Consider the following 22,013-nt stretch of genomic DNA (forward strand, 5'->3'; position numbering starts at 1 on the left):
CGGTCCAGAAAGCGCCGTGCTGGGCCAAGACCGGGGAAAGCCGTGCAAAGACGCTGTAAGAATGGGGTATGGCCTCGATGACCGACGACACCACGCCGTTCGCCGACCCGGAGGGGTTCGAACACGCGGCCGAGCTGCTCGCCTCCGCGCGGCGCATCACCGTCCTGACCGGCGCCGGAGTGTCCACGGACTCCGGTATCCCGGACTTCCGTGGCCCCCAGGGGCTGTGGACCACCGACCCCGACGCCGAGGCGATGTCGGACATCGACAGCTACATGGGCGACGTCGACGTGCGCCGCCGAACGTGGCTGGCCCGCCGCTCCCACCAGGTCTGGAAGGCCGGACCCAACGCGGCCCACCTCGCCCTGGCCGATCTGGCCGCCGCCGGGCGCCTGCACGCGCTCGTCACCCAGAACATCGACGGTCTGCACCAGCGCGCCGGGGTCCCCGAGGACGAGGTCATCGAGGTCCACGGCACCATGCTCCGGGTGATGTGCATGTCCTGCGGACTGCGCACCCCCAGCACGGAGGTGCTCGCGCGCCTGGACGAGGAGTCCGACCCGCACTGTTCGGTGTGCGGAGGAATCCAGAAGACGGACACCGTCTCCTTCGGCCAGCGCCTGGACCCCGAGATCATCGAACGCGCCGCCCAGGCTGCCCGCGAGTGCGACGTGTTCGTGGCGATGGGCACCTCGCTGACCGTCCACCCGGTGGCCGGGCTGTGCGACGTCGCCATGATGGGGCGGGCCCCTCTGGTGGTCGTCAACGCCGAACCCACCCCCTACGACGACTACGCCAGCGCGGTCCTGCACGACCCCATCGGCGACCTGGTCCCGGCGTTGGTCAGGCGCGCCCTGGCGGGCTAGGGCAGGTCGTCCGGAAGCGGCCCGGCGGAGCCCCCCAGGGACCCGGAGTGCTTGATCGGTCGCGATGGCGCGGACTGGTTGACGGGCAGGGAGGGTGTGACGCTCCAGAGCTCCTCCCCGGGATGGCTTTCCAGTTGCCCGAGGAGCGTCATCAGTTCTCCGCGGAGCCGCTGGAAGGAGTCCCAGACCTCCTGCGGGGTGGTGGGGCTCCTGTGCACGCCACGGAGTGCCTTCTGAACCATCTGGGAGAGCTTCAGGCGGGAGTCCGGGCCCAGATGGTTGGGCCAGGAACGCAGGTCCTCCAAAGCCTGGCGAAGGACTGTGAGCACCACGCGGTCCGGCTTGTCGCGGAACAGGAGCCCCGAGTAGCTGCTCAGCCGCTCGCTCACCAACTCCGTCGGAAGCAGGTCGATCGGCTCCAGACGCAACCGGAGTACCTCGTGGGACTCGATCCACGGCTTACGGCCCTCCGCCGTGTACCAGGTGCCCAGGTCGTCTGAGATGTGCTTCAGGTAGGGGGTCAGGACCAGAGCCAGACGGGACGCCGTTCCGTTGGCACGCAGGGCCATCGACCGGAGCAACCGTGAGGTGACCGTCCCACTGGGGACCGTCACCTCGTACGGGTTGATGTTCGCTGCCTCTCCGGAGACGTCCGCGCGCAGCTCGAAGCCCACAGCCTCGCCCACGTTGAAGGGTTCGCCCCGCTCACGTGTCAGAACCGTGACCGGTTCACTTCCCTCCCAGTAGCCGAGGTGTCGCATACGCAGGGTGCCCAGGACCCCGAACCACTGGGGAGCGGGGAGGGCGCGCCACAGAGCGACGGTCTTACGCCAGGAGTGCCATGGGTTCTTTTCACCCGGGAAGAGCGTTTCCAGCCGCACGGGTTCGTCGAGGACCAGAACCAACAGGGTGAGCAGGTTGGCCGTGTAGCGGCCCTCCCGGTCCGAGACGGAGAAGCGCTGTGGCTCGTATCCTGCGAACGAGCGGTTGGCCGCGGGGAAGGGCGCCTCCTGGAAGAGATCGAGAAGCAGTTCCCGGAACTCCTCCCGCAGGTCCGGTTCCCTCTCCAGCAGTCGAGACAGGAGCTCGTCCAGGAAGGTCACCACCCTGTCCCGGCCCGCGTAGGCGGCGAAGGACGCCAGCGCGTACAGCTCACCGTCGTCCAGGTGCAGGGCCCGGCTCCGGCGACGGGACACCCGGGCGCGGTCCTCGACCAGCTCCTCCAGGGCCGCCACCACCATGCGGGCCACCAGGTACTCCCCGAAGGTGGCGTGGAGGAACTCGAAGGCGCTGCTGGTGCCGTCCGTGGTCCTGGAACGCGCCTCGTGGACGAAGAAGAACCGTCCCAGCACCTGGTGGGCTGGAGCGATCTGACCGTGCAGATCGGCGTTGTCGGGTGTCTCGGCGGCCTCCGGCATGAGGACGGCCAGATCCGCGTCCAGTTCCTCCGCGCGCACGCTCTGGCGTCCGCGTGCGAACATCGCCATCGCGGCCACCTCCAGACGCCGCAGCTCGTCCTCGATCGCCCGGGCGAGGTCCCGGCCGCCCAGGTGGGGCCGGTGCTTGTCCACCTCCCGCCGCGCGAACATGGTGAGCAGCCGCTCGTACAGCTCTCCGTGGGAGAGGGTGTCCGAGGCGTTGAGCAGTGCGTTGCCGTGGGCGTCGTAGATGAGCAGCATGATCAGGAGGAGGGGCTGCTCGGCGAGATCGCGGTAGCGGAGCACCGCCTCCGGCGTCAGGGGCCGCAGTTTCGAGGCGTCGTTCGCCTCGTTCCACACCCGAAGCATCTGCTCGATCTGGGCGTCGTCGAAGGGCTCCAGCCGGATGACCGTGGTCAACGGGGGGAACCGGGTCCGGTCCGCCACCAGGGTGCGGCTGGTGACGATCACGACCACCGGCTGCCCCATGTGCTCCTGCTTCTCCTGGAACTCCTGAACTCGCTCCAGGTAGTCGGACCGGTCGACCCCGGTCGCTTGGAGGAGTTCGTCGAATCCGTCCAGGATGATGACGGGCAGCGCACCGTCGGCGTCGTCGGCCAACTCCCGCCAGGACACGGTGGCGTGCAGATCCGCCCGTAGCCCCTCCTCGATCTGGACGTGCAGAGGCGCGTTGGGGCTGACCGCGCGCAGCTCCACGCGGATGGGGAGGAAGTCCTCCGGCGGCAGTTGGGCGGCGAGCATCTCGGTGAACTTGGACTTGCCCGCGCCGGGGTGGCCCAGAACCACAGTGGGGTGTTCGGTGGCACGGGGGTGTGTGATCAGGGAGGCCACGATCGTCTGGAGATCGTCCTGGACGGGAAACTCCCGCCACCAGTCGTCACTGGCGGGGCTGCTGTTCTCGCGTGCCATGGTGATCCGCCCGCGCGGTGGGATGTATCCCGCCCGGAGCGAGGGGAGAACCAGCCCGGCCGGGGCGTCGTCGGAACGCAGGATCGGCCGGTTGAGCACCGCCTGGTAGGAGGCAGTGAGTTCCTTCCTCCTCCGGGTGACCGGGCGCGTCGAGCTGATGCGGACCAGTTGTTCGTGCAGGTCGGAGAGGCCGGTGCCGATCTCCTGACGGGTCCGCTCCTGCTCGCTCGTGTGCAGCCACATGCCGAACTCGGGAACCTCGGCACCCAACCGTCGGATGTTCTCGTCCAGACGCCCCGGTACCACCTGGGCCATGGAACTCCGGAACTTCCTCATCAGATGGTGGTCCCAGGTGATCCCGTGCCGCTCGGCCACCGCGAGAGAACAGAAGAAGTCCGTGAGGTGGGCGGCCACACCCTTCATGTACTCCGCAGTCACCGAGCCGTGCTTCCTGCGACTGCCGGAGTGTGTGATCGGGAATGACAGCCCCGGTCCCGGGATCTCCACGAGACGTTCCCGCAACAACGTGAACTGCTCCTCCGAGGTGATCTCCAGGTCGTCCAGCCCGAAGGGCATCCCGATCCTGGTGAACACCTCCTCCGCCGACTCGAACACCGACGTGATCACCAGAATCTGGTGGGCCGCCTGGATCTTCTCGGTACGGGACATCCGGCTCTCGCCCCGGAGTCGGCCGCCCAGCCCCTCCAACAGCTGGCGGCCCCTGCTCACCAGGGCGCCGCGCACCCCGAAGACGTCGGGGACCCCCACCAGCCCCAGTCCACCGTCCGCCACCTTCTCCGCGAGGTCCAGTGCCTCCGAATCGCTGTTGCCGAGGATCCTCAGCGCGTCACTGTAGGTGAGCCGTCTGGCCATCGGGTCGGTGCCTCTTCCTCGTCCGGGGGTGCCTGGGGGCGGGAACGCGATCGGACCCGACACCGGGGGTGGCGTCGAGTCCGCACGTCAGAAGGGGTTTCGCGAATATGGGGTTGTCCCTTGGATGAGCGCCCACGGGGGAGCGGACGCTCACGAGGGGTGAGACGCCCTAGGGCAGCTGCCAGTTCACCGGGTCGGCGCCCTGTTCCCTGAGCATCTCGTTGGTCCTGCTGAACGGCTTGGAGCCGAAGAAGCCGTTGCGAGCCGAGAGCGGGCTGGGGTGCGCGGACTCCACGCACGGGATGCCCGGCATCAACGGGCGCAGGTTGCGGGCGTCACGGCCCCACAGGATCGACACGAGCGGCTTGCCCCGCTCGGCCAGCGCCCGGATGGCCTGCTCGGTGACGGCCTCCCAGCCCTTGCCCCGGTGCGATCCGGCGTTGCCCGGAGCCACCGTCAGGACCCGGTTGAGTAGCAGGACACCCTGCTGGGTCCACGGGGTGAGGTCACCGTTGGAAGGCATGGGGGTACCCAGGTCCTCGCCCATCTCCTTGTAGATGTTGCGCAGGCTCGCGGGGAGGCGGACCTCGGGCGCCACCGAGAAACTCAGGCCGACGGCGTTCCCGGGCGTGGGGTAGGGGTCCTGGCCCACGATCAGCACGCGCACGTCGTCGAAGGGCTGTTGGAAGGCACGAAGGACGTGGTCCCCGGCGGGCAGGTAGGTGCGGCCCTCGGCGACCTCCTGACGGAGGAAGTCGCCCATAGCGGCGATCTGCGGGGCGACCGGCTCCAGCGCCTTCGCCCAACCGCTGTCCATGATCTCGTGCAGGTCCTTGTTCGGCATGGCCAGAACACTAGCGCCAGCCACGGACAACCAGGTCCGGTTCGGCCTCTCTGGCCGCCACACCCGCCCCATCGCAGCGGGCACGGATGGTCACCGGAAGACGCGAGCTCCAGGGAGGACCCTCTCCGGGGGAGACAGGGGTCCATCCCGATCACCCAGATGGATCCGACGGAGGGCTCGCACGGGCGGCGGAAACCGACCGCCGGTCGGTGAAGAACGGGAGAGGTGTGCTCACGGGCGCAGCTTTCCACTCCTTCTGGCACGTGCAGGTGATCCGAATGAAGCCAGACGGCCACCGTTGGTGTGGGCGAGCGTCCAGCTCCAGCGGCACCGTGACCCTGAGTGTCATCGTGGACTGCGACCCGAGGGCCAAGGAGCCCCTGCGACCGGGCATACGTCTCTGACACCGCGCCTGCGCCTCGGATCGAGAGACAGGACACCAGGGTCCGTCCCGTGCGGGGCGGATCCCACGCCGGCCACCGGCTGACCGCCGCGCCGCCCGCGCGTCAGTGCTCCGGGCGGCGGCGAATCCTCGATGACTCCTATGGAATGTTCACATAAGCGTGGTGATCAGCCAATCAGCGGCAACGTACAACAACGTGAGGACGAGGCCAATCCTGAGGATCGAGGCGGCAACCAGGAAAATGCGGTCAACAGCACGGAACCGGTGATTCTGGGACACGATGCGGTCCTGCTTCTCTGACAGGTGCCGCTCCAGTTCCTCCCGCTTCTCGATTGCACGTTGTTCCACTTCGGAAGAGCGCTTGACCAGGCTGTCGAAATGTTGTTTCGCCTGTTGTGCGTTGACGACGGGATTGAGTTGTTCCGGGTAGTCGCTGGCTGGCAGGTATCCGTAGATGCGCTTCTCGCACTTGCGGGCAGCTTCCAAGCGCTCCTGGAAGGAGGAGCGCTCGATCTCAAGTGCCTGCTTTCTCCTTTCGCGAATAAGGTCTGTGGTCACCATGTCGTCGGTGGCGTGGATGGAGCGTTTTCTGAGGTCGACCACCATCCAGCCAAGAGCGAGGAAGGCTGGAATCGAGACAATAATCAGTATCGTGAACCAGATGGATTCGTAGGGCACTACTATTCACCCATCCCCTTGTCCTCTGCTTCGTTCTCCGAAGCGGGCTTGGTGGCTCTTCTTGCGTGTTCCAAGATACCTTTTATCTCGGTGGATCTTATTGCGGCGTGGGGTGTGTTCTTTGCAGGACCCGTGGCTCTTGGGGAAAGGGGGTGTCGGGGTGAGGTCTGGACGTCTGATGAACTTCCCGTGCCGATTTCATTCCGCGTTGGTCCAGGGGTGATTTGCTGCCGCTCTTGCCCCTGTGTGTCGGGTGATTGTGTGGAATAAATCTCCAGGATCTCCCTGCTCACTTCGGTGTGGAGGTCAAGTGTCCCTTTGTATGGGGCCAGTAGTTCCTCCTCCGTTGCCTGTGAGTTCTTGACGGCCTCCTCTTTCATGGTGTGGAGTTCCTCAGAAACCGATTGTAGTGGCCCCTGGAGTCTTCTGGCATTTTTGACGTACTCGTTCCCCTCGTCGACTCCTGCCCGAAGGATGTCCCTGTCTTCCTCAGGAAAGTCAGAGAGGCTCAAGATGTCATAGGTTCCGTCTTCCTTCTTTGTCGCTGCTCCCAGGTCTACCAGGGTTTTCATGGTTCGATGGAACTTCGCGATCCTTGCTCTCTGTCTGGCCGGAATCTCGGCGCAGGCAGCCAAAGAGATGTCGGTCTGCTCTGCCTCGCTTTTCTCGGCAGAAATTCTGTCCGTGGAGAGGCTCTTTTTGCTGTCTTCGATCTGTTCCTGGCCGGAGAGGATGTTGGCTCGCGTGTTGTCCTCGCTCTCCTCCATCTCCAGATCCGAGATTTCTGTTCGGGTCTTGTCGTTCTGGAGTTTTGCTTTGACCAGCTTGCGGCTGGATATCACGGCCCAGGTTGCCAGGCCGCCTACCGTGGCGAGCGCAGCGGGGGTCGCTGTGGCGACGAGGGTGGTGAGCATGGTTAGCTCCTATCTCTGACTGTCAGATTGTTCCTCTGTGGCAGACCCCTGTTAGGGCGTGTGGTCGCCGAGAATCGTTTTGGCGTCACTTTCGGAACTCTCTCGCGATTTCAGTAGGTCCTTCCTCGCGTAGCTGACGCTGCCGTGCTGCCCTTCCTCAGGCATTTTGCTCACCTCGTTTTCGAGTGTCATGACCCTTGCTTTGAGCGATGCTTCTGCTCTGGCTATTTCGATCTGCGTTTCGTGAATCTCGTCCAGTTTTTCCTCCAGGGTGTCCATGTAGTCCATGTCCGGTGTGAGAACGTCGGACTTCTCGATCGCGACTTTGTGGGACGCGTAGGCGGCAGTCAGTAGGACTGATGCCGTGATGATCAGGATCATTATCACGGAGGGCAACATGAGTTATCTCTCCATCTCTTCGGGTTTTTCGGTCGATTTGTTTCTGTTGGTTGCCTGGGGGGTGGGCTTCTTCCGACGTTTTCCGCCCCGGGGTGCTTTCGGGGTCGGGCCGTTCTTGGTCCGGTCGGATGCTGTCTCTGGGGGCTGGGCCTCCGGTTCGGCTGATTGCGCCTTGAGGCGCTCGGATGCCTTTTCGACGATGGAGGTGAAGTCCTTGTCCTCAAACAGGACCTGCTTCTTTGCGTCGTCCCCCCAGGCTTTCACCTGTTTGTCTATGTCGCTGCGTCGGGACTGGCGATCCGAGAGCTTCCCGCTGACGTCCTGGGCGGATCTTTCCAGGTTCTTGGAGATTTTCGAAATAGTATTCTCTATCTGCCTCTCATCCCCGGAAAGATAGGCTTTCTTGCTCTCGAGCTGCTTCCGTTTCTCGTTCTCGGATGCACGCCCAAATCTGCTGCCGATGATGGTCCCGGCCAGGGTGGCGCTTATGATGCCCAGGCGGAGTTCTGTGAGAAAATTATTTGACATTCTGGCCTTGTGGGGAGCTGTGTGTTGACCGGGTCTGGTGTCCCGGTTTCTGCTTTCCGGTCTCAGGGGGGGAGGAGGCTCGCAGCGGAGCTCGGTTCGGGTGGTCGTGGCGGCGGTCCTGCTGAGCGCCGTGGGCAGGACGCCAGATCGCTTTTTACCAGGGTTTCGCGGCGGGAGACGACAGCCGGTGTGGCCGCATGCGGCCAGCTGCTTGACCCACGACGAAAGCCCCCGCGTTGGCACGGGGGCTTTCGGAGCGGGGGAACGGCTACTCGGCGCGCCACCCTCCCTGGCGGTCGGCGAGGTTGAGCGCCGTGGTCACCAGGGGCACGTGGCTGAAGGCCTGCGGGAAGTTCCCCACCTGGCGGCCGGCCCCGGGGTCCCACTCCTCTGCGAGCAGGCCGACGTCGTTGCGCAGGGAGAGCAACCGCTCGAACAGCTCACGGGCCTCCTCCTGGCGGCCGATGGACAGCAGGGCGTTGGCCATCCAGAAGCTGCACGCCAGGAACGCGCCCTCGTCACCGGGGAGCTGGTCGGCGGAGTTCTCCAGGTCCGTGCGGTAGCGGAGCACGAAACCGTCCACCATCAGGTCCTCGCGGACCGCCTCGATGGTGCCGACCACGCGGGGGTCGTCGTAGGGCAGGAAGCCGACCTCGGGGATGAGCAGCAGGGCGGCGTCCAGCTCCTTGCTGCCGTAGTACTGGGTGAAGGTGTTGCGCTGGGGGTCGTAGCCGTACTCGCACACCTCGGCGTGGATGGTGTCGCGCAGCGCCTTCCAGCGTTCGATGGGCCCCTCGGTGTTGAACTCCTCGATGCTGCGCACCGCCCGGTCCGCGGCCACCCAGGCCATCACCTTCGAGTGGACGAAGTGCTGCCTGGGGCCCCGCACTTCCCACAGGCCCTCGTCGGGCTCGTCCCAGCACCACTCCAGGTAGTTGACCAGGGACCGCTGGAGCCCCCACAGGTGCTCACCACCCTGGATGCCCGAGCGCCGGGCCAGGTGCAGCACGTCCATGACCTCGCCGTACACGTCCAGCTGGTACTGGCCCACCGCGGCGTTGCCGACGCGGACCGGCGCGGAGGACTCGTATCCCGGGAGCCACTCGGCCTCCCATTCGGTGAGGCGGCGCTCCCCCCTGATGCCGTACATGATCTGCATCAGCTGGGGTTCACCGGCGACCGCGCGGGCCAGCCACTCGCGCCAGGCCATCGCCTCGTCGGTGTACCCGGAGCGGATCAGCGCCTCCAGGGTGATGGTGGCGTCCCGCAGCCAGCAGTACCGGTAGTCCCAGTTGCGTACCCCGCCGATCTCCTCGGGCAGGGAGGTGGTGGGCGCGGCCACGATCCCGCCGGTGGGGCGGTAGGTGAGCCCCTTCAGTGTGATGAGGGAGCGCACCACCGCCTCACGGTAGGGGCCGTCGTAGGTGCACTGGTCCACCCACTTCTCCCAGAACCTCTCGGTGCGGGAGAGGGCCTTTTCCGCGTCCAGGTGGTCGGACTCCTCCACCTGGGAGGGGTGCCAGGTCATCACGAACGGCACGCGCTGTCCGGCGGTGACGGTGAAGGTGGTGTCGTGGGTGAAGTTGTGGCCCTTGAGGGCCACGGGGGCGCTCAGCCAGATCGCGTCGGGCCCGGCGATCGCGACCAGCTCGGTCCCGGCGCGGTGCATCCACGGGACGACGTGCCCGTAGTCGAAACGGATGCGCATGGTGGTGCTCATGCGCACGGTGCCGCTCAGCCCCTCCACGATCCGCACGATGTGCGGCGCCCCGCCCCGGGGCGGCATGAAGTCGATGACCCGGACGGATCCGGTGTCGGTGTCCCATTCCTGTTCCAGGATGAGGGTCTCGCCCCGGTAGTGGCGCCGGTCGGCCCGGGGACTTCCCTCGGCCGGGCGCAGGGTCCAGTGACCGTTCTGTTCGTCGCCCAGGATCGCGGAGAAGCAGGCCGAGGAGTCGAAGTCGGGCAGACACGCCCAGTCGATGGACCCGTCCCGCCCGACCAGCGCGGCGGTCTGCATGTCGCCGATCATTGCGTAGTCTTCAATCCAGCCGGGCACGCGGCTCACCCCCAACACGTCGTCTTCGTCTGTGCGGTGGCGCGAGCCGCCCCGTCGCCACGGGGACTGTCGCTTCCGCGCGTTCCTGCGCGCGCACGCCCGTGTGCGCATCCCGTCGGGGACCTGTCTCCCGACCCGCCTTCGGATCGGGGCGCCGTTCGGGTCATGCTCTTCCCCCCGGACCGCCCACAGCCGTCTCGTACCCGGGTATGTGCCCAGGTGTGGGCAGGCGAAAAGGCCGGTTCTGGAAAAGGACCCGTCCCCACCGGTCACCGCGGTCCCCATCTTCCATGCTCAGTGGGGACCTGGCTACAGGCCGATGCACGTGCATTCGGATGAGCGAGAGGTATGTCGCGGAATGTGCGGCTTTCAATGGGGAGAAGTTATGACGCGGTGATCAACGAGCCGTGACGGACCGGCTAACGGCCCGTCAGAGTGGGGCTTTCCGGCGTATCCTCCGGCATCCGCAGCATCGGGAGGAAGACCTGGGCCAGGGGGCCGATGGTCACCATGAACACCACGGTTCCCACGCCGACGGTCCCGCCGAGCAGGAACCCGGACAACGCCACGGTCACCTCGATGAGGGTGCGGGCCAGCCGCACGGACAGTCCGCGCGCGGCCAACCCGGTCATCAGGCCGTCCCGGGGCCCCGGGCCCAGTCCCACGCCGATGTAGAGGCCGGTGGCGACCGCGCACACCAGGACCCCCGACCCCAGCAGGAGCACCCGAACCGGCAGGGAGTCGGTGGTGGGCAGCAGCCACAGGGACAGGTCCACGGACGCGCCGACCATCACCACGTTGCTCAGCGTGCCGAGTCCCGCCTTCTGGCGCAGCGGGATCCACAGCAGGATCAGCAGGGCGCCGACGATGACGCTCCAGGTGCCGATCGACAGTCCGGTCTGGTGGGACAGTCCCTGGTGCAGCACGTCCCAGGGCATGGCGCCGAGGTCGGAGCGGATGAGCAGAGCGCCGCTCAGGCCGTACATGGAGAGGCCGAGGTAGAGCTGAAAGAGGCGGCGCAGCCGGGGTCGTGGCAGGACCGGGGTGATCAGCAGCCGCCGGGCCAGGGCGGAGACGGGGTTCCGGGGTGGTTCGGACAAGGCCGGCCTCGACTTTCACGCGTATACCGGCGCCGCGCCGGAACAGATTCATGGGGTGATTGGATGACCATCCACAGAGGGGCCACATCGGTATCGTGGCCCAGGTGGTGCTCGGATTGAAGAGCCAATCCTGGCAACTGGCCCGATTTCTCCCCCGGTGAGGTGAATCCCATGGCGAGGCAGCGCACCGACCATCCCGGAACCGGTGGCGGCACCCGGCGGATCAACGGCCGACTGCTCGCGCGCCTGATCGGTGAGGGCCCGGTCGAACGCCCCTACTACCTCGCGATCGCCCGGGCCGTGAGCGGGCTGGTCCTCGACGGGCGGGTCCCCACGCACACGCGGTTGCCCGCCGAACGCGACCTCGCCACCGCGCTGGGGGTCAGCCGCAACACGGTCACCGCCGCCTACGCCTGGCTGCGTGACAACAGCTTCCTCGACAGCAGGCAGGGAGCGGGCAGCTGGACGGTCCTGCCGGACTCGGGCACCCGGGGGCCCGCGCCCTTCGTCCCCGCCGCCGAGCAGATCGACCTCGGCGTGGCCGCGCCCCCGGCGGTCGACGGTCTGCGCGCGGCCTCCTTCCACGCCTCCGAGCAGCTCGCCGCCCACGTGGGCGGGATCGGCTACTACCCCTACGGCCTGCCAGAGCTGCGGCACGCCATCGCCCGGCGGTACGTGGAGCGCGGGCTGCCCACCACCCCCGAACAGATCTTCGTCACCAGCGGTGCCCAGCAGGGCGTCACCCTCGCGATGGATCTGCTGGTCAACGAGGGGGACGAGGTCCTGCTGGAGTCACCCACCTACCCGCACGGCCTGGACGCGGCCCGCCGCAACGGCGCCCGCATCCGCACCACCGGGGTGACCCCGCAGGGCTGGGACATGGAGTACCTGGTGGACGCCTTCCGTCAGCGCAGGCCGACCGCGGCCTACATGATCCCGGACTTCCACAACCCGACCGGCGCGCTCATGGACGACGACGAACGCCGGGTCCTGGTGCGGGAGGCCCGCCGCGCGGGCTCCCACCTGATCATCGACGAGTCCGGAGCCGAGCTGGCCATCGACTCCGGGGACCTGCCCGCCCCGGTGGCCTCGCACGACACCGACGGGCGGGTGCTGACCGTGGGCTCGGTGGCGAAGCTGTTCTGGGGCGGGCTGCGGGTGGGCTGGGTGCGCGCGACCCCGCCCATGGTCACCCGGATCATGGCGATCCGCCAGCGCTTCGACCTGGCGGGGTCGGTGCACGACCAGCTCACCGCGACCCACCTGATGTCCGACGTGCTGCGCATCCGGGCCGAGCGAAGCCGCCAGCTGCGCCGCAACCGGGACGCCCTGTTGTCCGCCCTGCGCGACCGCCTGCCGGACTGGCGGCCCAGCGTGCCCGGTGGCGGACTGGTGCTCTGGGCGGCGATGCCCCAGCCGGTCGCTACCGCGCTGTCGGAGGCCGCCGTCCGGCACGGGGTGCACCCGGCGGCCGGGCCGGTGTTCGGCGCGGACGGCACCCTGGAGCGGTACCTGAGGCTGGCCTACACCCGGCCGCCGGACGTGCTGGCCGACGCCGTGGAGCGGTTGGCCGCGGCCTACGCCGAGACACTGGCCCACCCCTCGCAGCCGCGCGGCCAGCTGTATGTCTGACCTGTTCTAACGCCGTGCCCTGGCGTGTCCTCAGACGGCGAAGCGCCGCGCGAAGCGGACCACCTCGGCGATCACCTCGTCGCGGTTGGTCTCGTTGAACACCTCGTGCCGGGCGCCGGGGAAGACGCGCACGGTGACGTCCTCGCCCGCCACCGCCTCGATGCCCGTCCTGGTGTCGTCCAGCGGCACCAGTCGGTCCTCGTGGCCGTGCACCCAGAGCAGGGGGAGGGAGCCGAGGTCTCCCGATTCGTTGCCCCGCCTCAACTCGGTGAGCAGGGCGTTCACGGTGGCGCGCTTGAAGGGGCCGTGCCAGACCAGCTCGTCGGCCACGTAGGCCTCGCCGACGCCGGGGTCGCGCGAGAGGACGGACGGGTCGATGGGGGCGTCCGGGATCACTTCGGCGGCGGCGATCTCCTCCAGCGCGGTCCAGCGGCCCAGCACCGGGCCGGACAGCACCAGGGCCTGCACCGCGCCGGGGTTCACCTGGGCGTAGCGGGTGGCGATCAGGCCGCCCATGGAGTGACCGATCATCACCAGGGGGAGGCTGCGGTAGGCGGTGCGGGCCTGGGTGACCACCCGGTGCACGTCCTCGACGACCCCGGCGTAGTCGTCGATGAGCACTCTCTCACCGGAGGAACCGCCGTGTCCCCGGTGATCGGCGCCGTAGACCACCGCTCCGGCGGCGCACAGGTCCCGCGCGACCTGTTCGTAGCGGCCCAGGTGTTCGCCGTAGCCGTGGACGAGCACGGCCAGCCAGGTGGGTTCGCCCTCTGTTGGGGCCCAGGCCCGCGCCGCCAGTTTCCCGGAACCGTCGGGCCCTCCGGCCAGTCCCCACTCACGTGTGCTGATCACCGTGTCCTGCCTCCTCGTTGCCGCTGCCGTCTGCGACGATCGGGTGGTCGCCGCCGGAGAGGTCACCCTAGAACATCCGTGAGGCGGGGCCGGGGCGCCTCGTGGGGGTCGTGGTCACGGTGTGTGTTTGGGGCAACGGCCAGAGAGGGCGGTGTGATCTCGTGCGAGTCGACGAAATATGCCAAATGGTGCGATCGCGACGACTCGCCGTGAAACTGGATCTTCTACGCTTAAGAGGGGGTATCCCTCTTGTGGGAGCACCCCCGTGCTTTCCCGACAGGCAAAACCGGACTGGAGAGGAGGATGACGCTCGTGCTGGCCGACTCCTATGGCCGCGTGGCGACGGACCTGCGTGTGTCGCTCACCGACAGGTGCAACCTCAGATGTACCTACTGCATGCCACCGGAGGGACTGGAGTGGCTTCCCAAACCGGAGCTGCTCACCGACGACGAACTCCTTCGCCTGATCCGCATCGGCACCACCCGCCTCGGTATCAACGAGGTCCGCTTCACGGGCGGTGAGCCCCTGCTGCGGCGCGGCCTGGTGAACATCGTCGCGGGCACCACCGCCCTCGAACCCCGCCCGCACACCGCGCTGACCACCAACGGGATCGGGCTCGCCCGGACCGCGCCCGCCCTGGCCGAGGCCGGACTGGACCGGGTCAACGTCTCCCTCGACACCCTCGACCCGGTCGTCTTCGAGAAGCTGGCCCGGCGCCGACGCCTGCCCGACGTCCTGGACGGGATGGCCGCCGCGGCGAGCGCCGGACTCACCCCGGTCAAGGTCAACGCGGTGCTGATGCGCGACGCCAACGACCACGAGGCCGCCGATCTCCTCCGCTTCTGCGTGGAGCACGGTTACGAACTGCGCTTCATCGAGCAGATGCCCCTGGACGCCCAGCACGGCTGGCGCCGGGACACCATGATCACCGCCGACGAGATCCTGGGGCGCCTGGAGGCCGAGTTCGACCTCGACCCGGCCGACGCCGACACCCGTGGCAGCGCTCCAGCCGAGCTCTTCCACCTGCGCGGCCAGACCTTCCCCAACGGCGAACCCGCCACGGTCGGGGTCATCGGTTCGGTCACCCGCCCGTTCTGCGGGGCGTGCGACCGGGTCCGGCTCACCGCTGACGGCCAGATCCGCAACTGCCTCTTCGCCCGCGAGGAGTCCGACCTGCGCACACCCCTGCGCGAGGGCGCCAGCGACGACGAGATCGCCGACCGCTGGCGGGCCGCCGTCGGGGCCAAACTCCCCGGACACGGCATCAACGACCCGAGCTTCCTCCAGCCCGCCCGCCCGATGTCCGCTATCGGCGGCTGACCAGATCACACCGCGCGGCGGCCCGCCAAGGTGGGGCGAACCGGCGTAAAGCAGTTGCCGCCCTCCCTTCTCACTGGCTTTGATGTTCCGGGGCACCGACACCGACCAACGACGGTGCCCCGGGCTGACGGCAAGAGAAACGGGAGGTGCCCATGCCCTACACCGAAGTCCCCGGAGACCTGGTACCGATCCGCATGTGGGCCGACCCCGAGCAGGTCGAGTCCGCCGCCATGGACCAGCTCCGTAACGTGACGAGCATGCCCTGGACGCACGGGCTCGCCGTCATGCCCGACGTGCACTACGGAAAGGGCGCGACGGTCGGCTCCGTGATCGCGATGCGCGACGCCGTGAGCCCGGCAGCCGTGGGCGTCGACATCGGCTGCGGGATGACGGCCGTGCGCACCGGCCTGACCGCCGAACGGTTGCCCGACGACCTCGGGTCCCTGCGTTCGGCCCTGGAGGCCGCCGTCCCGGTCGGGTTCCACGCCCACGACGAGCCCGTCGACCCCGCGCGCGTCCCCGGTCTGGGCAACACCGGCTGGGACCGCTTCTGGGACGGTTTCGACGGGCTCGCCTCCGCCGTGCACCCCCGAAACGAGCGCGCCCGGCGCCAGATGGGAACCCTCGGCGGCGGGAACCACTTCCTGGAGGTGTGCCTCGACGACGACGGCGCCGTCTGGATGGTCCTGCACTCGGGGTCCCGCAACATCGGCAAGGAACTGGCCGACCACCACATCACCCAGGCGCAGGCGCTGCCGCACAACCAGGACCTGCCCGACCGCGACCTCGCCGTGTTCGTGTCCGGAACCCCCGAGATGGACGCCTACCGGCGCGACCTGTTCTGGGCCCAGGACTACGCCCGCCGGAACCGGGACGTCATGATGGGTCTGGCCTGCCAGGTCCTGGCCGAGCGCGTCCCCGGCACCACGTTCGAACAGCGGATCTCCTGCCACCACAACTACGTGGCGGAGGAGACCTACGACGGCGTGGACGTGCTCGTCACCCGGAAGGGAGCGATTCGTGCGGGTTCGGGGGATTTTGGCGTGATTCCGGGCAGTATGGCCACTGGGACCTACATCGTGAAGGGCCTCGGCAATCCCGCCTCCTTCAACTCCGCCTCGCACGGCGCCGGACGCCGCATGAGCCGGAACAAGGCTCGCAGGACGTTCACCCGGGCCGACCTCGTCGAGCAGACCAAGGGCGTTGAGTGCCGCAAGGACCTCGGGGTCGTGGACGAGATCCCCGCCGCATACAAGGATTTGGAGTCGGTGATCGAGGCCCAGACCGACCTCGTCGAGGTGGTCGCCCACCTGCGCCAGGTGGTCTGCGTCAAGGGGTGAGCCCCGCGCTCCCGGCCGACGCCGCGTGCGGCATGCTGGGAGGGTGATCGAGAACCTCGACGCGGTGGTGCTGGCCGGGGGAGCGGCGACCCGCATGGGCGGCGCAGACAAGCCCGGCCTCACCGTCGCCGGACGCACCCTGCTGGAACACGTGGTGGGCGCGGTGCGCGCCCACTCACCGGACGCCGACGTGACCGTGGTCGGGCCCGAACGCGACCGTCCTCGTGCCCGCTACGTCCGGGAGGACCCGCCCGGCGGGGGTCCCGTCCCCGCCCTGCGTGCCGGACTGCCACACGTGAGCGGCGCGTGGGTGGCGCTGCTCGCCGCAGACCTCCCCCACCTGGCCCCGAACCACCTCGCCGCTCTGGGCGCCGCGCTCCGGGGCCAGCGCGCGGGGGAGCCCGGTGGAGCCGTCTTCGTGGATCCCACCGGCCGCGAACAGTGGCTCACCGGGATCTGGGACACCGCGGCGCTGCGCACCGCCCTCGACGCGTACACGGGGCGTTCGCTCCACCGGCTGCTCAGCCCTCTCGGTCCCGTGCGGGTGCCGCTCACCGACGCCCCCGAGGAGTTCGACGTGGACACCCCCGAGGCCCTCGAACGCGCCCGCGCCGCCTGGACTCCCAGGGAGCAGGGACCGGCCTGACCGCTCCTCACTGAGCGGATTCCGCGATCTGCGGGGGCTCGCCCCGGCGCCGTTCGTCCAGGTCCGCGAACGCCCTTGGACCAGCCTCCGGGTCCCGAGTGGCCTGCTTCCGGCGGGGGCGCACCTGTCGGGCGCCCGTGAGCGACCGAGGAGGCCTGTCACCGCATGCGCGTTGTGGTGGACCACCCACGGGAGGGGCACTCAGGAGCAGGGAACGCCGCGGTACGGGTGGTGCGCCGCCCTCCGGAGGAGGCCGAGGCCGACCCCGGTCCGGGCGGGCTCCAGGCGGGCCTGCTCGGACCGGCCCTGGTCCAGAACGCTCTGAGGGCCACCTCCTGGGCTCGTCCCTGGCCGGAACCGCTGGCCGAGGCGGCGCGCTGCCGTCACCAGGAGGTCCGCCTGAGGGCCTGGAACACCGCTGTGGGGTGACGGATCAGGACTGACGGATCAGGGGCGGGTACCGGGCCCTGATCCGGGCCCGTCCCCTCCGGTCCGACCAGCGTCGTCGCCGTCACCTTCACTGGCAAGGAACTCGGTCATGGGGACCGTCTCACGGAGGAAACCGCGCAGGCCGAGGAAGTTGGCGAGGTACTCGCGGTGTTCGTCGCAGGCCACCCACACCTTGCGCCGGTCGGGGGTGTGCAGCTTGGGGTTGTTCCACACGAGTGCCCACTCGGCGGCGGCGCGGCAGCTCCTGCGCGAGCAGTGTGTGTCCGGTGCGGTATTACCCAATGCTGGTCCCCTGGCGACAAAGCGGATTCGGTGGTCAAGCCCCGGCCACGGGCGGGTATTCACGCCGACCGGGTGCGGACAAAAGGCGACGCCGGGTGGTTACGGGGGCAAACCACCCGGCGTCGCGCGCGATGTTTCGACGGGGGCTCGAAACATCGTCCCGCGCTTCGACGGGGGATCGAAGCGCTAGACCCAATGTACACCGACGCCCCCCGGGGTACGTCAAGAGTGAGTTACGACGTTGTCTCGGGACAGTCCCGCCAGGGACGGTCCTAAGTCCCAGGTCAGAACTTATCTGACACTTCACCGACCCTTCCGGTCCTGGTCGGTCGGCCCATTCCCTTGATGGAACGCCTGTCACCTGGGCCAAGCCCGTCCCAACCGGGGCCAAAGTCCTCAGAAACAAACAGCAAAGCCCGCCGATCCGTTCTCCGGAAAGGTTCCCGGAGTAAATCGAGGAGGCCGTGTGGCCGGCGGGGATTGAGGGGAGGCAGGGAGCGGGGCCGGGTTCGCGCGGCCCCAGCCACCGACTACACAGGGGGTCACCCATGACCGGCCACACCTACCGCGTCACGGAAATCGTCGGAACCTCTTCCGAGGGCGTCGACCAGGCGATCCGCAACGGCATCCAGCGGGCCTCGGCCACGCTGCGCGGGCTCGACTGGTTCGAGGTCACGCAGGTCCGGGGCCACATCGAGGACGGCGAGGTCGCCCACTTCCAGGTGGGCCTCAAGGTCGGCTTCCGGCTGGACGACTGACCGCCCGGGTTCCGGGGTCCGGCGTCACGGCCCGGAACGCGGTCCGGGCCGGGGCCGAGGGATCGGGCCCCGGCCCCGCGCTCAGTCGTCGTCGGGTTCCGGGCCGCGCAGAACGTCCACGTGCACGTGGTCCAGGTGGCGCAGGATCTCGTTGTCGGGGTCGGCCTCGTAGTGACGCCACCCCATCGAGGGGTACCGGGTGCTCCAGATCTTGTCGTCGAAGATGATCACGTCGATCTGGTAGTCCGGGGCGTGCGCGATCAGCCAGTGCGCCAGCAGCCACCCCTCCCGCCGGTTGTCCTCGTTGACCGGTCGGTAGAAGACGTCGAGCGCCCGACCCTCGTAGTGCGCCGAGCCCTCGCCGTGGCCGGTGTCGTACCCGCCAGCCACGAACCCGCCGATCTGGGTGTCGGCGAAGTCGTTCTCGATCCCCGCCTTGAGCGTCTCGGTGCGCGGGGTCATTCCGGAGGGGAGCTCCTCCTCGAACTCGACCTCCTCACCCGAGTAACTGCAGCTCATCGACGGGCCCGCGTCATCCTCCGGCCCGTTGACCAGCGCGTCCAGGACCTCGTCGGGAATGTCGTCGACGTCCGGTCGCGAGATGGGCGCGTCGTCCCCCTGGGCGATCACGGCGGCGGCGGTGCTGGCCCGCTTGGCCTGGTCGCGGTCGAGCTTGACCTGCTCGTCTCCGGTCCAGACCGAGCACCCCTGGCTCCACGGCGTGGCGGTGGGGAAGATCCGGTTCTGGTTGGCCACCACCCAGCGGGTGCCGAGCACGGCGATCACTGCCAGGACGGTCAGGACGGCGATGGCCAGGACCAGTCCGTGCCATCGTCGGTGGACCCTGTCGGCTCCGGGAATTCTGTGGGTCATGGACTCCGCTCCTCCACGCCGGAGACGGGGGCGGCCCCTGCCGCCGTCGACGCCTCGGGCGCCGTGTCTGTCCGGCTACCTCGCACATTCCTCCGTATATGGGACACGGCGGGAACAGCACTCATTCCCGACAGTGACGCGGATCAAGTGGAAGCGGTCATGACGCCGCACGGGTCGGATGGATCACCACACCGACCACAGGACCATGACGCCGCCCAGGAGCAGGGTCAACGCCCACACACGGTCCATGGTCACGCCCTTCCAGCGCAGAGCGTGCACGCCGAGAAAGTCGTAGGCGATCAGCGCCGCCACCCCCGCCGCCCCGAGCATGGCCAGCGAGTGCACCCCGGTGGCGGCCAGACCGAGGAGGGTGGCGTCCCACAGGTTCCACGCCCCCTCGGCGGCCCCCGCGGTTCCGGCCCCCGCGGTCACCTCGGCGGCTGACCCGGTGACGTCGACGGGTCCGGGAGCTCCGTGCCCCGCGTGACCGCCGCCCTCCACATGCGTGTGGTCGAGCTGCCCCGACAGCACCGGCATGAGCATGAGACCGGCCCCGTGGGCCGAGGACATCAGGAAGGACCATGCGGTCAGCTGCCACAGCGACAGGCGCACGTCCCGCCAGTGGAAGTGCTGGCGCGAGAGCAGGATCACCAGCCCCAGCAGCACGATCACACCGCCACCCAGGACCGGGAAGAGGACCGAGGCGGTGGCCGACCCCGTGACGGTGATCGCCACCGCGGCGACGGCGACGCTGACCGCGTGTCCCACGGCGATCGCGGGCAGGGCGGCCAGCACCTGGCGGCGACCGCCCTCCTGGAGACCCCTGCTGACGGCGAGCAACCACCCCATGCCGGGATGCAGCCCGTGGAAGGCGCCCAAGGCGACGAGAGTCCAGAGCTGCGCTGTGGTCACCGAGTCAGGTTCACACGCCCGCACAGGGGTGACAACGGCCCGTGGCCAACTGTCCGACTCCGGTCACCGTGCGTCGCCGGTGTTTGCCGCAAGCCCCCCAGGGGCATCGCGGTCCCCTCCCGGGCCCGGCGCACCGGGCCCAGGGGAAGGAGATCAGGGGCAGATGGAGCCGAGGTCGGTGGCCTCGGAGCCGACCTGACGGCCCGGGTCGGCGGGGGAGGGCTCGTCCAGACCGGTGTAGCGCTGCCACTCGGTCCGCTCGTCCTCCTCCCACTCCTCCCACTCCTCGGGGGTCGGGTCCTCGGCGTCCTCGGGGCGGTCACCGTCGGGGGAGGCGGAGGGTTCGTCGAGGGGCGCGTCGTCCTCCTCCTCGCTGACCACGATCGCCTCCGCGACCAGCTCCTTGATCTCGTCCCAGTCCGGGTTGCCGGTGGACACCTGCGGAGGGGACAGCTGCAGGGCGCTCATGTCACCGTGGTCGGTGAGCTCGTCGGCCAGTTCGATGAAGGCGGGCACCTTCGACTGCGGGATGTCGGTGGTCAGGGTGCGCTTGGTGGCTCCGGCCAGCCGCCGGTAGCTCGTCAGGACCGTGGTCGGGTCGACCTGTTCCGCGACGTACTTGACCAGGCAGCCCTGGCGGCCCATCCGCCCGTAGTCGTCGGAGCCGATCCGGGAGCGCCCGTACCAGAGCGCCTCGTGGCCGTCGAGGCGGCGCACGCCCGGCTCCAGCACCCCGCCGTGCACCCCGTAGGGGATGGGCTCCTCGATCCGCACCCGCACGCCGCCCACGGCGTCGATCAGGTCGCGGAAGCCCATCATGTCGACCATCGCGTAGTACTCGACCTCCAGGCCGAGGTTGTGCCCGATCACCTTCTTGAGGGTGTCGGCGGCGGGGTCGGCGGCGATCGGGTTGAGGGCCAGCTCCTCGGGCTCCTCCGCGACCGTCTGGTACACGTCGTTGAGCAGCAGGTCGAAACCGTACGGCTCGGGGTAGCGATCGGCGAGCGCGCTCTCCTCGGGGAAGCGCACGTTCTCCAGGTTGCGGGGGAGTCCGACCAGGACGGCGTCGCCCGTGTCGGTGTCCAGGCTCGCCACCATCATGGTGTCCGTGCGCACTCCGTAGCGGTTGTCGGCGGAGTCCGCACCGATCAGCAGCACGTTGACCCGGTCGGCTCCGTACCAGGGGTCGGCGGCGTCGTGCGGCGGCAGGTCGTCGCGCTCCGGGGCGTCGAAGACCTCACCCAGCGTCTCGTAGGCCGTGTAGCCGCCGTGGAGCGCCCAGGCCGCCGGTGCTCCGACGGTCAGGCACAGCAGCAGGACCACGACGCCACCGAGCAGGCGCTGGCCGAACCGCGCGCCCTCGGGGCGGGTGATGGCCCACGAGTGCACGATGACGGTCAGCCACAGGACGGCCACCACGAACACGGCGCCCATCACGCCCAGCAGCCAGCGGTCCTGCACGGCCATCCCGGCCAGCACGGTCATCGCGCCCGCCTCGTGGGTGCCGATCCGGACCAGACCGAGGACCAGCGCCGCGACACCCACGAGGTACACGCCGAGGATCACGGTCCCGGCGAGCCGACGCCTCATGCGCAGGTGCGCCACACCGGGGAGGGGAAGCGACGCGACGGTCCACAGCAGCGCCCCTCCCGTGCTCGGGCGCGTGGGCGCCTTGTCCCGCCGCTCGTCCTCCGCTGCCACCAGCGATTCCTCTCAAGCCGCGGGGCGATCACGGCCGCCCCGTTTCTCCGGTTTTGATCGTTCGCGCCACGTTCGCCGTGTGACGGTCACTTCCTGTTGTTATGCCCTTTCTCAGGTGCTCGCACGGGGGGCGGCCCGCCGGTCGTCCCGCGCGGTGGGCGGTGCGTGCCCTCGGGGTCGTGCCCTCGGAGGGTGTCGCTCGGACCCGTGTGTTCAGTGTGGCGCTTTGTCGGGG

The 22,013-nt window shown here is 68.7% G+C and carries 19 protein-coding genes and 1 pseudogene; 7 read left to right on the plus strand and 13 right to left on the minus strand.

Annotated elements, in window-relative coordinates; genetic code table 11:
• Positions 1 to 68: 68 nt before the first annotated feature.
• The gene (locus ADX84_RS02785) at positions 69 to 866 is read left to right on the plus strand and encodes a Sir2 family NAD-dependent protein deacetylase (protein ID WP_049566935.1); all 798 of its coding nucleotides are present in this window, start codon (positions 69 to 71) and stop codon (positions 864 to 866) included.
• Here ADX84_RS02785 and ADX84_RS02790 read toward each other — a convergent pair.
• From ADX84_RS02790 to ADX84_RS02825, 8 genes are all read right to left on the minus strand, one after another.
• Entirely contained in the window at positions 863 to 4,087 is a 3,225-nt protein-coding gene (locus ADX84_RS02790; protein WP_049566938.1) for an NACHT domain-containing NTPase, read from the minus strand. The two genes, ADX84_RS02785 and ADX84_RS02790, sit on opposite strands and share 4 nt — an antisense overlap.
• Before the next feature lie 169 nt (positions 4,088 to 4,256).
• Positions 4,257 to 4,931, minus strand: a complete 675-nt coding sequence (locus tag ADX84_RS02795; protein ID WP_049566940.1) for a uracil-DNA glycosylase — start codon at positions 4,929 to 4,931, stop codon at positions 4,257 to 4,259.
• A gap of 553 nt (positions 4,932 to 5,484) precedes the next feature.
• Positions 5,485 to 6,012 carry a hypothetical protein gene (locus ADX84_RS02800; protein WP_049566944.1) on the minus strand — a complete coding sequence of 176 codons (528 nt, stop codon included), beginning with the start codon at positions 6,010 to 6,012 and terminating at the stop codon, positions 5,485 to 5,487.
• A gap of 2 nt (positions 6,013 to 6,014) precedes the next feature.
• Entirely contained in the window at positions 6,015 to 6,926 is a 912-nt protein-coding gene (locus ADX84_RS25910) for a hypothetical protein (RefSeq protein WP_156208012.1), read from the minus strand.
• Positions 6,927 to 6,977: 51 nt separating this feature from the next.
• Positions 6,978 to 7,325 (minus strand): hypothetical protein, encoded by a 348-nt coding sequence (locus ADX84_RS02810; RefSeq protein WP_049566950.1) that lies wholly within the window; start codon positions 7,323 to 7,325, stop codon positions 6,978 to 6,980.
• 3 nt (positions 7,326 to 7,328) lie between these two features.
• Positions 7,329 to 7,853 (minus strand): hypothetical protein, encoded by a 525-nt coding sequence (locus tag ADX84_RS25915; protein ID WP_156208013.1) that lies wholly within the window; start codon positions 7,851 to 7,853, stop codon positions 7,329 to 7,331.
• Between the two features lie 268 nt (positions 7,854 to 8,121).
• The gene (locus ADX84_RS02820) at positions 8,122 to 9,927 is read right to left on the minus strand and encodes a glycoside hydrolase family 15 protein (protein WP_234003825.1); all 1,806 of its coding nucleotides are present in this window, start codon (positions 9,925 to 9,927) and stop codon (positions 8,122 to 8,124) included.
• A 404-nt stretch (positions 9,928 to 10,331) separates the two neighbouring features.
• Positions 10,332 to 11,012 carry a YitT family protein gene (locus tag ADX84_RS02825; RefSeq protein WP_049566959.1) on the minus strand — a complete coding sequence of 227 codons (681 nt, stop codon included), beginning with the start codon at positions 11,010 to 11,012 and terminating at the stop codon, positions 10,332 to 10,334.
• A gap of 171 nt (positions 11,013 to 11,183) precedes the next feature.
• Between ADX84_RS02825 and ADX84_RS02830 the strand changes: the two genes are divergently transcribed.
• Positions 11,184 to 12,644, plus strand: a complete 1,461-nt coding sequence (locus tag ADX84_RS02830) for a PLP-dependent aminotransferase family protein (protein WP_049566962.1) — start codon at positions 11,184 to 11,186, stop codon at positions 12,642 to 12,644.
• Positions 12,645 to 12,674: 30 nt separating this feature from the next.
• On the opposite strand, the gene ADX84_RS02835 is transcribed toward ADX84_RS02830, so the two are convergent.
• Positions 12,675 to 13,496: an alpha/beta hydrolase gene (locus tag ADX84_RS02835; RefSeq protein WP_049566964.1), complete on the minus strand. Its 822-nt coding sequence runs from the start codon at positions 13,494 to 13,496 to the stop codon at positions 12,675 to 12,677.
• A gap of 312 nt (positions 13,497 to 13,808) precedes the next feature.
• Between ADX84_RS02835 and moaA the strand changes: the two genes are divergently transcribed.
• From moaA to ADX84_RS02855, 4 genes are all read left to right on the plus strand, one after another.
• Positions 13,809 to 14,816, plus strand: coding sequence for a GTP 3',8-cyclase MoaA (gene moaA / locus ADX84_RS02840; RefSeq protein WP_199776456.1), 1,008 nt, complete (start codon positions 13,809 to 13,811; stop codon positions 14,814 to 14,816).
• A 152-nt stretch (positions 14,817 to 14,968) separates the two neighbouring features.
• Entirely contained in the window at positions 14,969 to 16,156 is a 1,188-nt protein-coding gene (locus tag ADX84_RS02845; protein WP_049566971.1) for an RtcB family protein, read from the plus strand.
• 43 nt (positions 16,157 to 16,199) lie between these two features.
• The gene (locus ADX84_RS02850) at positions 16,200 to 16,802 is read left to right on the plus strand and encodes a molybdenum cofactor guanylyltransferase (protein WP_049566975.1); all 603 of its coding nucleotides are present in this window, start codon (positions 16,200 to 16,202) and stop codon (positions 16,800 to 16,802) included.
• A 165-nt stretch (positions 16,803 to 16,967) separates the two neighbouring features.
• A complete protein-coding gene (locus ADX84_RS02855; RefSeq protein ID WP_156208014.1) occupies positions 16,968 to 17,231 on the plus strand; it encodes a hypothetical protein in 264 nt (87 codons plus the stop codon).
• Positions 17,232 to 17,330: 99 nt separating this feature from the next.
• Here the strand turns inward: ADX84_RS02855 and ADX84_RS02860 are convergent.
• Positions 17,331 to 17,534 (minus strand): annotated as a pseudogene (locus ADX84_RS02860) (hypothetical protein); the annotation flags it as partial.
• A gap of 548 nt (positions 17,535 to 18,082) precedes the next feature.
• On the opposite strand from ADX84_RS02860, the gene ADX84_RS02865 reads away from it, so the two are divergent.
• Complete coding sequence (locus ADX84_RS02865) at positions 18,083 to 18,292, plus strand: dodecin (protein ID WP_049566986.1); 210 nt, start codon at positions 18,083 to 18,085, stop codon at positions 18,290 to 18,292.
• Positions 18,293 to 18,373: 81 nt separating this feature from the next.
• On the opposite strand, the gene ADX84_RS02870 is transcribed toward ADX84_RS02865, so the two are convergent.
• The 3 genes from ADX84_RS02870 to ADX84_RS02880 all read right to left on the minus strand — a co-directional run bounded on the left by ADX84_RS02870 (position 18,374) and on the right by ADX84_RS02880 (position 21,778).
• Positions 18,374 to 19,165, minus strand: a complete 792-nt coding sequence (locus tag ADX84_RS02870; protein WP_049566989.1) for a hypothetical protein — start codon at positions 19,163 to 19,165, stop codon at positions 18,374 to 18,376.
• Between the two features lie 183 nt (positions 19,166 to 19,348).
• A complete protein-coding gene (locus tag ADX84_RS02875; protein ID WP_049566993.1) occupies positions 19,349 to 20,077 on the minus strand; it encodes a hypothetical protein in 729 nt (242 codons plus the stop codon).
• 153 nt (positions 20,078 to 20,230) lie between these two features.
• Positions 20,231 to 21,778 carry an LCP family protein gene (locus ADX84_RS02880; protein WP_049566997.1) on the minus strand — a complete coding sequence of 516 codons (1,548 nt, stop codon included), beginning with the start codon at positions 21,776 to 21,778 and terminating at the stop codon, positions 20,231 to 20,233.
• Positions 21,779 to 22,013: the final 235 nt, after the last annotated feature.

Source organism: Nocardiopsis sp. SBT366 (assembly GCF_001083815.1).
Lineage (GTDB): Bacteria > Actinomycetota > Actinomycetes > Streptosporangiales > Streptosporangiaceae > Nocardiopsis > Nocardiopsis prasina.

Excerpts from the sequence above, each read along its gene's own strand:
- ADX84_RS02785 (WP_049566935.1), top strand. The coding sequence starts at position 69 with ATGGCCTCGATGACCGACGACACCACGCCGTTCGCCGACCCGGAGGGG.
- ADX84_RS02790 (WP_049566938.1), bottom strand. The coding sequence starts at position 4,087 with ATGGCCAGACGGCTCACCTACAGTGACGCGCTGAGGATCCTCGGCAAC.
- ADX84_RS02795 (WP_049566940.1), bottom strand. The coding sequence starts at position 4,931 with ATGCCGAACAAGGACCTGCACGAGATCATGGACAGCGGTTGGGCGAAG.
- ADX84_RS25910 (WP_156208012.1), bottom strand. The coding sequence starts at position 6,926 with ATGCTCACCACCCTCGTCGCCACAGCGACCCCCGCTGCGCTCGCCACG.
- ADX84_RS02810 (WP_049566950.1), bottom strand. The coding sequence starts at position 7,325 with ATGTTGCCCTCCGTGATAATGATCCTGATCATCACGGCATCAGTCCTA.
- ADX84_RS25915 (WP_156208013.1), bottom strand. The coding sequence starts at position 7,853 with ATGTCAAATAATTTTCTCACAGAACTCCGCCTGGGCATCATAAGCGCC.
- ADX84_RS02830 (WP_049566962.1), top strand. The coding sequence starts at position 11,184 with ATGGCGAGGCAGCGCACCGACCATCCCGGAACCGGTGGCGGCACCCGG.
- ADX84_RS02845 (WP_049566971.1), top strand. The coding sequence starts at position 14,969 with ATGCCCTACACCGAAGTCCCCGGAGACCTGGTACCGATCCGCATGTGG.
- ADX84_RS02855 (WP_156208014.1), top strand. The coding sequence starts at position 16,968 with ATGCGCGTTGTGGTGGACCACCCACGGGAGGGGCACTCAGGAGCAGGG.
- ADX84_RS02865 (WP_049566986.1), top strand. The coding sequence starts at position 18,083 with ATGACCGGCCACACCTACCGCGTCACGGAAATCGTCGGAACCTCTTCC.
- ADX84_RS02870 (WP_049566989.1), bottom strand. The coding sequence starts at position 19,165 with ATGACCCACAGAATTCCCGGAGCCGACAGGGTCCACCGACGATGGCAC.